Source organism: Vibrio sp. S9_S30 (genome assembly GCF_014694455.1).
Lineage (GTDB): Bacteria > Pseudomonadota > Gammaproteobacteria > Enterobacterales > Vibrionaceae > Vibrio.
Genome location: NZ_JAAUWT010000010.1, coordinates 86,673 through 100,383 on the forward strand (window position 1 = coordinate 86,673; position 13,711 = coordinate 100,383).

At 43.5% G+C, this 13,711-nt stretch carries 16 protein-coding genes; 4 read left to right on the plus strand and 12 right to left on the minus strand.

Features of this window, described 5'->3' with window-relative positions; all coding sequences use genetic code 11:
• Positions 1–32: 32 nt before the first annotated feature.
• Complete coding sequence (gene mlc, locus HC752_RS13425) at positions 33–1,247, minus strand: sugar metabolism global transcriptional regulator Mlc (RefSeq protein WP_190335681.1); 1,215 nt, start codon at positions 1,245–1,247, stop codon at positions 33–35.
• A 244-nt stretch (positions 1,248–1,491) separates the two neighbouring features.
• Here mlc and pyk point away from each other — a divergent pair, with 244 nt between their 5' ends.
• Entirely contained in the window at positions 1,492–2,937 is a 1,446-nt protein-coding gene (pyk, locus tag HC752_RS13430; RefSeq protein WP_190335682.1) for a pyruvate kinase, read from the plus strand.
• A 126-nt stretch (positions 2,938–3,063) separates the two neighbouring features.
• Here pyk and HC752_RS13435 read toward each other — a convergent pair whose 3' ends face one another.
• Positions 3,064–4,221 carry a patatin-like phospholipase family protein gene (locus HC752_RS13435; RefSeq protein ID WP_190335683.1) on the minus strand — a complete coding sequence of 386 codons (1,158 nt, stop codon included), beginning with the start codon at positions 4,219–4,221 and terminating at the stop codon, positions 3,064–3,066.
• A gap of 13 nt (positions 4,222–4,234) precedes the next feature.
• Positions 4,235–4,327, minus strand: coding sequence for a cytochrome bd-I oxidase subunit CydH (gene cydH / locus HC752_RS25460; RefSeq protein ID WP_190335684.1), 93 nt, complete (start codon positions 4,325–4,327; stop codon positions 4,235–4,237).
• A 588-nt stretch (positions 4,328–4,915) separates the two neighbouring features.
• On the opposite strand from cydH, the gene HC752_RS13445 reads away from it, so the two are divergent.
• Positions 4,916–6,382: a sodium-dependent transporter gene (locus HC752_RS13445; RefSeq protein ID WP_190335685.1), complete on the plus strand. Its 1,467-nt coding sequence runs from the start codon at positions 4,916–4,918 to the stop codon at positions 6,380–6,382.
• Entirely contained in the window at positions 6,379–6,477 is a 99-nt protein-coding gene (locus HC752_RS13450; RefSeq protein WP_104399330.1) for a MetS family NSS transporter small subunit, read from the plus strand. Before HC752_RS13445 ends, HC752_RS13450 begins: the two co-directional genes overlap by 4 nt.
• A gap of 86 nt (positions 6,478–6,563) precedes the next feature.
• Here the strand turns inward: HC752_RS13450 and HC752_RS13455 are convergent, their stop codons facing one another.
• The 4 genes from HC752_RS13455 to HC752_RS25135 all read right to left on the minus strand — a co-directional run bounded on the left by HC752_RS13455 (position 6,564) and on the right by HC752_RS25135 (position 8,541).
• The gene (locus HC752_RS13455; RefSeq protein ID WP_190335686.1) at positions 6,564–6,986 is read right to left on the minus strand and encodes a hypothetical protein; all 423 of its coding nucleotides are present in this window, start codon (positions 6,984–6,986) and stop codon (positions 6,564–6,566) included.
• Positions 6,987–7,218: 232 nt separating this feature from the next.
• Positions 7,219–7,749: a heme utilization protein HutZ gene (hutZ, locus tag HC752_RS13460; RefSeq protein ID WP_190335778.1), complete on the minus strand. Its 531-nt coding sequence runs from the start codon at positions 7,747–7,749 to the stop codon at positions 7,219–7,221.
• Positions 7,750–7,848: 99 nt separating this feature from the next.
• Positions 7,849–8,355, minus strand: coding sequence for a heme utilization cystosolic carrier protein HutX (gene hutX / locus HC752_RS13465; RefSeq protein ID WP_190335687.1), 507 nt, complete (start codon positions 8,353–8,355; stop codon positions 7,849–7,851).
• Between the two features lie 60 nt (positions 8,356–8,415).
• Positions 8,416–8,541, minus strand: coding sequence for a hypothetical protein (locus HC752_RS25135; protein WP_274602130.1), 126 nt, complete (start codon positions 8,539–8,541; stop codon positions 8,416–8,418).
• 390 nt (positions 8,542–8,931) lie between these two features.
• Here HC752_RS25135 and HC752_RS13470 point away from each other — a divergent pair, with 390 nt between their 5' ends.
• Positions 8,932–9,249 (plus strand): hypothetical protein, encoded by a 318-nt coding sequence (locus HC752_RS13470; RefSeq protein ID WP_190335688.1) that lies wholly within the window; start codon positions 8,932–8,934, stop codon positions 9,247–9,249.
• Between the two features lie 211 nt (positions 9,250–9,460).
• Here the strand turns inward: HC752_RS13470 and HC752_RS13475 are convergent, their stop codons facing one another.
• The 5 genes from HC752_RS13475 to pabC are packed head-to-tail and all read right to left on the minus strand — an operon-like array spanning position 9,461 to position 13,631.
• Complete coding sequence (locus tag HC752_RS13475; RefSeq protein ID WP_190335689.1) at positions 9,461–10,228, minus strand: TatD family hydrolase; 768 nt, start codon at positions 10,226–10,228, stop codon at positions 9,461–9,463.
• Entirely contained in the window at positions 10,218–11,177 is a 960-nt protein-coding gene (holB, locus tag HC752_RS13480) for a DNA polymerase III subunit delta' (protein WP_190335690.1), read from the minus strand. The genes HC752_RS13475 and holB overlap by 11 nt, the downstream gene beginning before the upstream one ends.
• The gene (gene tmk, locus HC752_RS13485) at positions 11,177–11,815 is read right to left on the minus strand and encodes a dTMP kinase (RefSeq protein ID WP_190335691.1); all 639 of its coding nucleotides are present in this window, start codon (positions 11,813–11,815) and stop codon (positions 11,177–11,179) included. The genes holB and tmk overlap by 1 nt, the downstream gene beginning before the upstream one ends.
• A complete protein-coding gene (gene mltG / locus HC752_RS13490; RefSeq protein WP_190335692.1) occupies positions 11,812–12,828 on the minus strand; it encodes an endolytic transglycosylase MltG in 1,017 nt (338 codons plus the stop codon). Before mltG ends, tmk begins: the two co-directional genes overlap by 4 nt.
• On the minus strand, positions 12,825–13,631 hold the full coding sequence (pabC, locus tag HC752_RS13495) for an aminodeoxychorismate lyase (protein ID WP_190335693.1): 807 nt from the start codon (positions 13,629–13,631) through the stop codon (positions 12,825–12,827). The genes mltG and pabC overlap by 4 nt, the downstream gene beginning before the upstream one ends.
• Positions 13,632–13,711: the final 80 nt, after the last annotated feature.

The window sequence follows — 13,711 nt, forward strand, 5'->3', positions numbered from 1 at the left end:
AACAAATCCAGCTCAATTTTGACCGGATTCGTTTAGCCTTCAACCACTTTCATTAATAGTTGCCCATCGTACATAGCTTGTTTAATCAAGGCTGCACCTGGCATTGTTGCTTCAGTATAGAAACGACTCTCCTCCAATTGTAGATCTTGATGATAAACTGGCAAGGTCTGAGTCTCGATACATTCTTGAATCACGGGATACAAAATCGACCTTGCTTGGTTAATCACACCACCAATTAACACTTTCTCGGGGTTAAATAAGTTGATGACAATAGCAATAGCTGCCCCAAGATAACGCCCTAGCTGCTGTATTTCCTCAATAGCCAACGTGTCACCGGACTCCGCCGCTTCACAAATACTTTCAACGGTGACGTTATCATGAGGAATGGAAGTATGGTCACCTTTTTCAATTCGCGCGGTCACGACTTCTCTCAGCGCTTTTGAGCTTGCTAGAGTTTCAAGGCAACCTGTATTACCACAATGACACCGCTTACCATTCGGATCGATTTGAATATGCCCAAGCTCTCCGATATTGCCATGACGTCCTTGTAAAACTCGACCATCAAGTATGATGCCGGCACCGAGGCCATGGTGAATTGAAATGAGCACGGAATTATCTGCGCTTTGAGAGTTACCAAAGAGTTTTTCAGCGAGCGCCCAAGCACGAGTATCGTTCGCAATAAACACAGGTAGCCCTGTCGCTTTATAGATTTCAGGTCCTAATGCCAAGTTGTTCACGTTGTAGTGTGGCATTTGTAATACCACACCTTTGTCTGAATCGACTAAACCTGGGAGAGTAAGGGCAATGCTCGTCACCCTATCTAATTTGTCAGAGTAGCCTTGGAAAAATTCTTCAATTTCATGGAGAAGCCTTTCCAATACCTCTTCTTGTTCTATTTCCTCGATGGTGATTTTTGTATCAACCAACACAGAGCCGCCATGTTCATGTAACGCTATCGTTAAATAACCGCGTCCTAATCGCATGGACAGAAACTGCCAGCCTTCATTATCGGTTTGAAGACCAACAGCGGGGCGACCGCGGCTTGTGGCTTCTTGAACCGTCGTTTCGTGAATAAGATGAGCATCGATGAGCTCTCTAGTAATTTTAGTAATACTGGCTGGTGCCAGCTCGCTGGTTTTGGATAAGTCTATACGAGAAATAGGACCCTTAAGGTCTATCAATTTATATACACGGCCAGCATTGACCTGTTTGATATGATCAATATGGCCTGGTTGAGCCATGTACATAGAAAACTCCGACGATTGTAAACCTACTAATTTTTTTACTTTGAAAAGTAATTGTGAAGCAGCTTGATCCATCGTCGTGACTCCCATCACGTATCTATCAGATCTTTTTATACAAGTTTGAATTTAGGCATTTTTTAAAGCTTAGAAAAGTGACCATGTCGATATTTTTTTGTGAACGAAAATATCTTTCAATCACTACACTTAGCAAAACGTAAGGAAAATTCGCGATAGAACGGAGAATGATATGACCAAATTACTCAGACGAACAAAAATTGTTGTTACCTTGGGTCCCTCCACAGACAAAGACAATAATTTGGAAGAGATAATCGAAGCTGGCGCTAATGTTGTAAGAATGAATTTTTCTCATGGAAGTTCCGAAGATCACATACGCCGAGCACAAAAAGTCCGGCAAATCGCAGCAAGACTTGGAACACACGTTGCTATTTTAGGTGACTTACAAGGTCCCAAAATTCGAGTCTCAACGTTCAAAGACAATAAGGTTAACTTAGAGGTTGGTGCAAAATTCGTTTTAGATGCTGATCTACCACTAGGAGAAGGGTCAGTCGAATCTGTTGGCGTCGACTACAAAGATCTGCCCAAAGACGTCTCCAAAGGCGATGTTCTACTTTTGGATGATGGTCGCGTTCAGTTGAAGGTCATGTCGGTAGAAAACGCCAGAGTTCACACGACTGTTCTTGTTGGTGGTCCTCTTTCAAATAACAAGGGGATAAACAAAAAAGGGGGCGGGCTATCTGCAGAAGCGCTTACAGATAAAGACAAAGCCGATATTCTTACTGCAGCCAAAATAAAAGTCGATTACCTTGCTGTCTCCTTCCCTCGCAATGGTGAAGATATGAGGTATGCACGAAGGCTCGCTACTGACGCCGGACTAAGTGCTAAATTGGTGGCCAAAGTTGAACGTGCAGAATCCGTTGCAGACGAAGAAAGCATGGATGACATCATTACCGCGTCGGACGCTGTAATGGTTGCTAGGGGCGATCTAGGTGTCGAAATAGGTGACCCAGAACTGGTAGGCGTACAAAAACAACTCATACTTCGGGCTCGAAGGCTCAATCGAACGGTGATCACTGCAACCCAAATGATGGAATCCATGATTGATAACCCTCTCCCCACCCGAGCAGAAGTGATGGATGTCGCCAATGCGGTGCTTGATGGAACGGATGCCGTAATGCTCTCAGGGGAAACCGCCGCGGGTAAATATCCAGTCGAAACCGTTAAATATATGGCTGAAGTGTGTATCGGTGCGGAGAAAATGCCTTCACTCAATGTATCTGGACACCGTTTGGAAACAAAATTTGAGTCGGCATCTGAAACTATCTCAATGGCAACCATGTATGCCGCAAACCACCTCGACGGTGTAAAAGCAATGATCAGTCTCACGGAATCGGGTAAAACTGTGCTCATGATGTCTCGCTTAAGCTCAGGGCTCCCCATCTTCGCTCTATCCCGCAGAGAAGATACTCTTAATCGATGCGCCTTATATCGTGGTGTCACTCCGGTTTACTTTGGTAGCGATGGTGCATCTGGCTTGGATACGGCCTACTCCGCTCTGGAAACTTTAAAAGAAAAAGGGCTATTGGATGTTGGTGATACCGTCATCATTACGCAAGGTGACGTAATGGACCTTATTGGCTCAACCAACTGCATGAGAATCATTGACGTACGATAAAAAATCAACCTCAAGAGAACGATGATTAAACCAAAGTGGGCATTGGGATACTGGCTTAGAAAGAGCAAGTTGGAGAAGTCAGCTAACCTGCCCTTTCTTCTTACTTTGCGGTATTTCCCTGAACAATTACGCAGGGCATGGGTTCAGGTTCGCTTTGGCCTTCAGATATGTATTAATAAAATTATTGCCCGCTTTTAAGCCGATCTCATAATCTGCGAGAAGTGCTTCACGGTCACTGAGTAGTGAGGTGGATTCCAGCGGCGACTCAGGATGGATTTGAAGAATGAAACAGTCATCAGGAGGCGAAGTAAGAAATTGTTGTGTCAACGAATAAGTCTGGTAGTGCACCATCAACATATCCGCTAACCCCGAGTCAAAGGCTTCACCAAGCATATGACTCAAACGATATACATCTCCCGCCCCAAATAGCCATCGTCCACCATTCAAAAGCCTTGTTCGAGAAAGTAATTTGTTTTGCTGAGCGGATTGATTGAATTTTTCAATGAAAAAATCAGACCAGTCGCTCTTCCATTCTTGCACCTTGCTGTCCCACTGGCTTTGCAAAGCATCTACAGACTGCCGAAGCCATATAGGCATACCCTCACTCACCGTAATGGGCACATTATCTTTTGGCATGTCTTGTTCAAACGGTTCGGTTCTGATAACAACGATACAGCGACTTCCCGTACGCCATGCTTCCTGAACAGGAATGGACGCAGACACTCCTCCATCAAGGTACCTAATACCATCTATTATCACCTCACCCTTATACAGCCTAGGTATCGCACATGTCGCTTTGAGTACATTGACCCAATTATCTTCAAGCATGGGAAGATAATGATCCTGCAAATGAACGGCATCCGTTACCGAAGCAAACGCATTTTTCCCTACTAATTGAGTTCTGCCTAGATCGACATCGAGTTTGTACGGGTAATGATTTACTTTGTCCAGCGCCCAATCAATATCAAGCGTTTGCTTGTTGCGGATATAACCAAACAGACTAAAAAATTCTGGCTGAGTAGTCAGGTCTAGCAGAAAAGAGCGACCAAGCCCAGCCTGCCTACAGATATAGGCACATAAATTCAATGCACCAGCTGAAGTGCCATAATAAGTATTGAAGGGATCAAAATCGGAAAGGAGAAATGCATCTAAAACACCGGCCGTAAATATTCCTCGCTGCCCACCGCCTTGGGCAACCAGCGCCGTTTTACCACCCAAGTACTTACGTAAACGCTGAATGTTAACATTAGTGGTAGAGTTGGTTACTGCCCCTGTATTGCTCATATAGGTAAGAGTTTTAAGCCGTTGTAATAGCGATAACCGCAAACACCACAAGAACAGTAAATACAACGATTGTTGTTCCAAGAGCAAATTTAAAATCAAAGTCCATACATCACCTCCAGATCCCAATCCAATATTAACAAGTTAATAACATTGGAAACACATCCATTCAAGAACTCTCGCTATTCCCGTTTTAAGTATGCCGCCAGTATCACATTTGAACTCTTTTATCACATTTCAATAAATTCAGGACACAAACATAGTATTTGCTGTTTTTTCCATCAAATGAACTTTTTCCATTCAAAGGTAAATATATTGACCAATAAATAAATAGAAGACTTATTAATATTAAAATAGACATTTATTCAGAATAATTCACCTTTTTATTGACATTTAATCAAATAAAAGATGGTCGTTCATCATTTTGACACACAATAGAAACTATTGCTTTACCACTAATTAATGGATAGTCTCAACTATACGAATAGCGAAATATTCCAGAAAAAGCACACACACATCGTAAAAATCAGAATCAATCACTAAGTTAAAACACCAAGATAGAGCTTATACCTAATTTATTACCAATCTGCACACGATTCGCATGGTTCATATGACTCCAGTGCAATAACAAAATATAAAAAGGGAAGCGTTTTGTGGCGAAAATTTCGAACTTAGTAAAGTCGTTAGGAGTTATATAATGAAACGAGAACAGTGGGGATCCCGTGCGGGCTTTATTTTAGCCGCAGTGGGTTCTGCAATCGGGTTAGGGAACATTTGGCGCTTTCCTTATATGGCCTATGAGAACGGTGGCGGCGCATTTTTTATTCCATACCTTTTTGCCATGATCACCGCCGGTATTCCATTCATGATCCTAGAGTTCAGCATGGGTCAAAAATATCGCGGCTCTGCACCGAAAACACTTGCAAAAATACATTCAAAATTTGAATGGCTTGGTTGGTTTCAAGTAGGCGTAGCCGCCGTGATTGCGGTGTACTATATTGCGGTTATTGGCTGGGCGATCTCTTATTTTGGCATGTCGTTCACTCAGGAATGGGGAGAAGACACAAACGCATTTTTCTTCAGTGAATATTTGCAGTTAGGTGACAATTCACCAACAAATCTGGGCAATATCCAATGGAAAATCGCCATTGCTATGCTTATTGCTTGGGGCGTTACATACGCGGCAATCGTTGGTGGCGTAAAAGCAGGGATCGAACGCGCATCTAGGATCATGATGCCCGTTTTATTTATTATGGTTATTGCACTTATCGGACGTATGGTGTTCCTTCCAGGCGCTCTGGATGGTGTGAATTACATGTTTGAACCCGATTTCAGCAAGATTTGGGATGTAAAAGTGTGGGCCGCTGCATACGGTCAGATCTTTTTCACCTTAAGTATTGGCTTCGCCATTATGCTCGCGTATTCAAGCTACCTGCCTGAAAAGTCAGACATTACAAACAACGCATTCATGACCGTTTTGATTAACTGTGGGTTCTCTATTCTTGCCGGTATCATGATATTTTCTGTACTGGGATACATGGCTCAGGAACAAGGTAAACAGCTAACTGAAGTCGTGTCGGCAGGCGTTGGTCTGGCTTTCGTAACGCTTCCAGCCGCCATTAACTTACTTCCAGCCCCTTATATTCTTGGTCCGCTGTTCTTCTTTGCCCTTGTGGTTGCGGGTTTGAGCTCTCACATTTCCATTATGGAAGCCGTAACATCAGCCATTATGGACAAATTAAACTGGAGCCGTAAGAAGGCAGCCAATATTGTTATCGGTCTCGGACTTGTTGTTTCGATGGCATTTGCAACCAATGGTGGGTTATTGCTACTTGATTTGGTTGATCATTTCGCGAATAACGTTGGCATCATGCTAGGAGGCTTGATTGAAATCTTGTTGATGGCTTGGCTGTTGAATAAAGTTAGCGATATACGTGAGTACGTGAATTCGACATCAGATTTCTCAATCGGTCAGTGGTTCGACATATGCCTGCGTTTCATCACTCCGGTAATTTTGGCCATCATTTTGGTTACCAAGCTGAACGCGCTATTCACTGAAGGCTACGGTGGCTATGACCTGACGCTAGGTTGGGTTCTCATTGCCGCATTATTTGTATTCGGTCTGGTTATTAACGTAACCAGCAGTAAGGAGAGCAACACATGACAACAAGTGCAATCATCATGATGGTTTTAGGGTTAGGCATTACTTGGGGTGGCGCTGCCATCTGCATTAAGCGTGCAATGAATAAGCAAGACTAAACCTTCTCTACCCAGATAAATGCAAACTCCCCAAATAAATGCAAATACCGGCTGAATTAGCCGGTATTTTTTAATTTTTAATCCGTTCAAAACGCATAACGGATACCTAACGAGCCATCTATACCCAGATTCAAGCCTTTATGCACATTCAACCCAGGTGCTATCTGAGCATAGGCATCCCAGTCTTTAGCAAAATCCCAATCCAGCCCCACGGGCAGTCTTGGACCAAAGCTTTCTTTCCATCCAATCCAACCGCCCACACCAAAGTACCAAGTAAAAGGGACATCGGTAGCGTCAAAGCGACCTTTCTTTAATAAATAATCAGCCGATACGCCATGATTACCGATCGCAAAATTGTAGGTGTCTTGATATTGCGCAACCGCACTTACACCTTGATCGATTGCTATACCAAATTTCCACTCTCCATTTGATAGCGGTTCAGCCATTGCCGCCTGAGAGACGCCCATCATTAGCATGAGTGCGGTTAACGAAGAGGTAATTCGCTTCATTTCCAATCCTTCTAAATTTTCACTGTGTGGATTGTGCGTAAATCTCTCGAAAGGGTAAATAGGAAAGAAGTAAGGTTTCTGTCAAAACATTAAACTCAAGAGCTCATAGATAGAAAGGTACTCGAATACTCACAGCTTTTTTATAGCAGATCTCGCCACCGTTATATGCACTTGAAAAACAAAAAAGACCAGCATGGCTGATCTTTTTCTCTTTCTACGTTTGAGCGAAGAATTAGTCTTGCTCGACTGACTTATGTCCCTCTTGAAGATGCACAACATCAACTAAATCATCACAAGACACTTGGAATGCTTGACCAAACCCCTTAACAAATAACCCTTTAATTGGCATCAGTTTAAAGAGCTTAAAATCTTGGAGCTGACTAAGACCATCAATGATATCGCCAAAACGATCTCTCATTTGATCAATAACTTCTCCCCATAATGCCTCTTCTCTCGCAACCACTGATGCAGTAGCATCAAATGTTAAACGTTTACGGGCAAATAACTGCTTAGATGAATCTTCATCCTCAATCATCATGATCGAAACGTGAGGGTTTTGCCCTAGGTTTCTTGCATGACGAGCAATCTCAGAAATCAAAACGAAAAACCCGTTCTCATTCTGAACAAAAGGAGCATAGCTAGCATTGGGGCGGTTTTCGCTATCAACCGTTGCTAACTGAAGTGTTTTGCGCGCTTCACGAAACTCTCTAATTTCAGGTCCCAACCGCGTTTGCAAACGCTCTTGCTTAACCACTTGATCCATCATTTTCTCCTACCACTCATCTCTCAACCCAACACGCCATTTTGAATTGTTATTTGTAGGCGAAACCCACTTATATTACGTAGCATGTTAGTACAAAAATTAAACGTATTGCTTTTTAAGCGCATTGAATTTCTCTAGCTGATCCGGAAGCAATTCTCTATTTTCGTCTCGCCCGAGGTAAATTTTAAAAATGCTGTCACCTTGCTCCGTAAAGAATCCAAAATAATGGCTTTCTTTACCACGAAATGGCTTGCTGACAAGCGCAATGCTTTTGACAAGATCCAGTTTCAAATGACCATGCATTTCACCTTTGTCTCCCATGAGGTTGTAGTAGCCTCGCGCCATTTTTCCTTTCGGAAATGGCGCTTTCACCTCAAATATCGACCCCATTGAATGAACAATAGTGGTTACGGTCCCCCAACCTACAAGCCCTTCAAGAAGCTCTTGTGCAAATTCGCCCCCAATCATTGTCGCCATACCTTCAGGTAGCGAGCGAACAACGTCATGCTCAGAAACGCCCAACGCCTCAGCGATAGACGCCGGTAACAACGCTGAATCTTGTTCTAGGCTTTGCGCAACTTTCTGTTTTAGTTCTTCTCTTTCCATACGTATTTCCAATTTAAAGCTAAGCCGAACGGCTGCTCTGTCGTTGTGCGGCAACGCTTTTTAATGGCATCTTGCTCGCATGACAAACCCAAAAGAGCCCGTTACCGCCAAGGTCAGATATTCCCCATCGACGTCAACTCGTTCTTTCTCTTGCCAGTTTTCCAACAGCGGGTTGAGACGGCTCATGGCCTCTAGCGTGTGCTGAATGCTTTTTTGAAAGCCATTTTTAATGAATATAGGATAGATGCACTCAATCCAGCTCCGTCCAACATTTGAAGTGCCATCGTCACTTTTACTGATACGATTTGTGCCTCAAAAGGCTTAGATCACTATGTTCGCGATATAGTAATTTTCCCATTATGATAATGCAATTGATAACTAATGTCATTCGTATCAATATGTCACAGCGGATATTTCCTTGAAAAGAAAATGGTATACGACGATACAAACTTAAACCAAATCGTAGAATATTTAACATCATAGATAAGACTCGCCCACTTTCATCAATCATGACACTTACGCTAGCGTCTCCACATCTACTACACACCCCCTTACCGCCAAAAACGTTTTATTCGTATGAGTTCGCTGGTCGCTGAATTGGTTAAAGGGCTGAGTGCGTCCTTACAGCTTATTGCAATCGACGCAAACACGTGGATAAAAGAAAAAGGCGGACTTGTCCTTAGGATTCATGAAAGGCGCCATATTAAGGGCAACTCTTGCGGTGATATTATTTACGAAGGCAGTATTACATATAAGGTGGCTAGAAAGCGTACCGACGATAGCAAGCCTTCTAGTAGGGATCGCCGTCGGTGCGCTGAGTGGGGCTGGGATTGGTCATCTATAACTTCACTGCCAACGATCAAACGTTACACGGTCGCTCGCTGTGGTCAATAAGCTCTCTCGTTGGTGAAACTTGATCAGAAATTGGCTTAGGCAGCGCGGTTCTAACGATTGCTACCTATTGCCTATAGAGGAGAAGCTATGCTGGTAAGCGCTACATTATATTGCTAAGGGAATCTGAAAACACACATATTGGGGGCAATGTTCAGTCATTGAAACGAAGGCGCCTCATAAAGCCCGCTAACCATGCATGAATCTCGTATTTTTATCGCAAAAAAAGATTTCGGAAATTTCTGGTTGTTACTTGAGCAACGTCGTCTAACGACACATTTTTTAATTGGGCAATATATTGAGCAACCTCGACAACATAAGCTGGTTGGTTCTCTTTTCCTCGATGAGGAACAGGGGCTAAATAAGGTGAATCGGTTTCGATTAACAGCCTATCCAGTGGCAGTGCTTTCACGACTTCTTTCAATTCTGTCGCAGCGCGAAATGTGACGATACCTGAAATCGAAATATAAAACCCCAACTCCATCGCCGCTTCAGCAAAGGGGAGATCCTCTGTAAAACAGTGGATAACGCCACCGCATTTTTGAGCGTCTCCCTCTCTGAGATGTTTCAAGGTATCTTCACGTGCATTTCTTGTGTGAATAATAAGCGGTTTATCGACCTCAACAGCCAATGCGATTTGTTGCTCAAATCGTTTCAGCTGTAGCGCTTTCGTCTCTGGCTTATAATGATAATCCAACCCCGTTTCACCGATAGCAATCACCCTTGGATGACGGGCGTAGTCATAGAGCTTATCGAAACAAAATGCACTTTCTACATCTAAAGGATGTACACCACATGAGGCCGATACATTGGTAAAGGGCTCAATCATTTCCATCATTTTAGGAAAGCTTTCAAGGGTAACACCCACAGAAAGCAAGTGTTCAATCTTGGCTTTCTCGGCTTTCGCTACAACGTCAGCCACTCCGCTATGCAGCTCTTCATAATTCAATTTATCTAGATGGCAATGTGAATCAACAAACATTTTTCTTCTCGTGTAAATCTAAAAACCAGTCCGCGACAAGCAGCTCGGCATTTAACCCTGGAAACAATTTCAATCGATGAATAAGCTGGTTAAGTTGTCGAGTTTTTTTATAAGCAAGATCATAGCTAACCCATTTGGTAATGGGCTCTGAGTAGGTGCTTGGTTCTTGAGTAAAAAAGTCTTTCTGGACATGAACGAGCAGAAAGCTCAACCAACCAAGGCGTTCTATCGGCTGATCCTTAATCGTGGACCAAAAGTTATGGTAAGAAGGAATGGCTGAAGATAGCTGAAGTGATAAGCTATTCAATAAAGCATCAAACTGCTTTTCTTGACCATCACGAGTGAACGCCAATGCGGCTAATGGAGCGCCATGGCTCAGTTGAAGTGCCAACTCGCTAACGGGCAGTTCGGCGTGTTGATGAAGCCAAGACATCGCATCATCAAATTCCGGTATTGCGACATCCCATTGCTGGCAACGGCTGACAATAGTAGGAAGTAGTTTGTGCCTATCTGTCGACATCAGTAAAAAAACGCAATTTTCCGCAGGGGACTCCAATGTTTTTAATAAGGCATTGGACGCAGATTCATTCATTGCTTCCGCAGGCCTAATAATAATAAGACGTTTTCCACCAAGCTGGGAAGATTCGAGTGCCCACCGATTGGCTTGGCGAATTTGATCGACAACAATCGATTTACCTTCTTTTTCAGGCACGATTTTGTGTATATCTGGGTGACTACCTGACTTGGACAAATCACAACTGTGGCAAAATCCACACGCTTCGTCCGTTGCGTTACTGCAGACCAACGCTCGCGCAAACTTATCAGCTAGCTGTTCCACACCTAGCCCCTCTGGAGCTTGGCACAACAAAGCGCCCGTCACACGGTCATTACTTAGCAATGACCGCCAATGATCCCATGTGAGCTGTAACCAAGGGTACATGGTATTCATTACTGCTCCAGTGACTCTAGCCAGTCTTGTAAGGCTTGATTTAGGCTTTGCGTCACATCCTCCATCGCTTGCTCAGCGTTAACCATCACAACACTAGGATCAGACTCTGCGATTTCAAGATACCGTTGACGTGTACGCTCAAAAAAACTGATGTCCATTTTTTCAATGCGGTCTAGTTCCCCTCTACCTCGTGCACGCTCTAATCCAACGCGTGGGTCGATATCAAGATATAAGGTCAAATCTGGCTTAAAGTCACCCAAAGACACTTTTCTCAGTGTTTCCATCGTGTCACGTGCGATCTCGCGTCCACCACCTTGATAAGCTTGTGAAGACATATCATGTCTATCACCCACCACCCACGCTCCCGATTTTAAGGCCGGTTTGATCACCGTTTCAACGAGTTGAACTCGAGCAGCGTACATGAGCAACAATTCCGATATATCCTGAAGCTCTTCACCTTCGTGCTCTTCTTTCACCAGCGAACGCATCTTTTCGGCTAATGCCGTGCCGCCCGGCTCTCGAGTGTTGACAATATTCTGCACACCAAAATGCGTGAGTTTTTCTTTTACAGTCTGAATTGCCGTGCTTTTGCCTGCGCCTTCAAGACCCTCGATTACAATAAACTTCGCTGGATTCATTTTTTACTTCTTAATACTTTCAAATATTGTCTTACTGCTCGATTATGATCAGCTAAATTCTTGCTGAACACATGCCCACCATAACCGCTGGCTACAAAATACAGGTAACGACTCTTTTCCGGATTCAGTGCCGCTTCAATGGAAGCTGAACCTGCCATTGCGATAGGTGTTGGGGGAAGTCCCTTAATCACATAGGTATTATACGGTGTTGGTGTGCGCAAATCCTTTTTGCGAATGTTACCATCATAGCTTTCTCCCATACCATAGATCACCGTTGGGTCGGTTTGAAGGCGCATGCCTTTATTTAAACGGTTTATAAATACCGATGATATCCGCTTTCTTTCCTCATCGAGCGCCGTTTCTTTCTCTATAATCGACGCTAAGATCAGGGCTTCATATGCCGATTTAAGTGGTAACTCTTCTTGCTTCCGTTCCCATGCATTGTCTAACACGGTATTCAAATTTCGATGAGCACGTTTGAGAATCTCGAGATCGGAAGTTCCAGCGGTATAGTAATACGTCTCTGCAAGGAATAACCCTTCCAGTTTTTGATTATCTATACCGAGTGCTTTAGCGATTTCCAGTTCTGACTTTCCACGAGTAAGGCGACGAAGATATTCCGTATTATCGAGAATTGCGCGCCACTCTTTAAAGGTTGTCCCTTCAACAAAAGTAATTGCAAATTGATGCTCTTTACCTTCTCCTAAATAAACAAGCGCTTCACTTAGTGTCATTCCCGTCTTCAAGAAAAATGTTCCCGCTTTCACTTGGACAAGCTCGGGATATACATGACGAACAAGCTTTGAGAAAGAGCTGGTATTGACCCAACCCGCATTTTCAAGCTGTGTTAACACGCCTTGAAAACTGGTGCCCGACTTGATAGTCAGTAACTCTGGCTGAGAATTAGTGACAGGCTGATTAACATACTGTTGGACCTGCTGATTAACGTAAAACCCTACAGCAGCCAAAATCACCGCGCAGAGAGCCAGAAAAATCGCAATTTTTTTTATCACGTTACAAATATCTCCTGGAAAGTTTTGGTTAGAGAACCAATTTTAAAGTGAGATTTATCAATACGAGTTATAGGGCAAACTTGCAGCAATGCGTTAGTCATAAAGACTTCCTTCGCATTCAATAGTTCTTCCATAGAAAATGCGCGCTCAATAAGCGTCATTTTCTTCGCTATCGCTTCTTCAATGACTTGTTGACGCATAATGCCTGCCACACCAGAAAAATTAAGCTTCGGTGTACACAGTCGAAACTCCGGATCCACCCAAAATAAGTTAGCGACACTGGTTTCTACAACATTACCTTCAAAATCACAGACGATCGCATCACTCCAGCCATTTTGTTCTATTTCAGCTTTGACCAGTACTTGCTCCAATCGATTGTTGTGCTTAAGGCCGGCAAGCATAGGCTGATGACCTAACCTAGTTTCACAAATGCCTAACGACACCCCTTGGGTAATCCAGTCGTTGTAGTGTCTTGGGTAATCGAACGCTGAAATGGTTACGGTGGGCGCAGATGCACCAGCAATACCGTACCCTCTTCCTCCCGTACCTCGGCTTATATGAATCTTCAACCCCGCTTTTTCTTCATCCAATGCCACTTTATTGCACCAAGCATAAACTTCTTCCCAATTCGGCGCGGGAATTCTGAGGATGGTTAAACAAGATGCAAGACGCTCTTTATGATAATTCCAAGCTTGAATTTGTTTTTTGCAGGTGAGAAGAGTCGAAAAGCAACCGTCTCCGTATTGAAAACTTCGATCAAAAACTGAAAGTAATTCTTGGGGTCGTCCGTTAACGAGAATCATAGCGGCTCCATATAAACAAAAGCGGCTCAATGCTAAGCATCAAGCCGCTTTAAAACAAGCTTAACTATACAACTCTATCA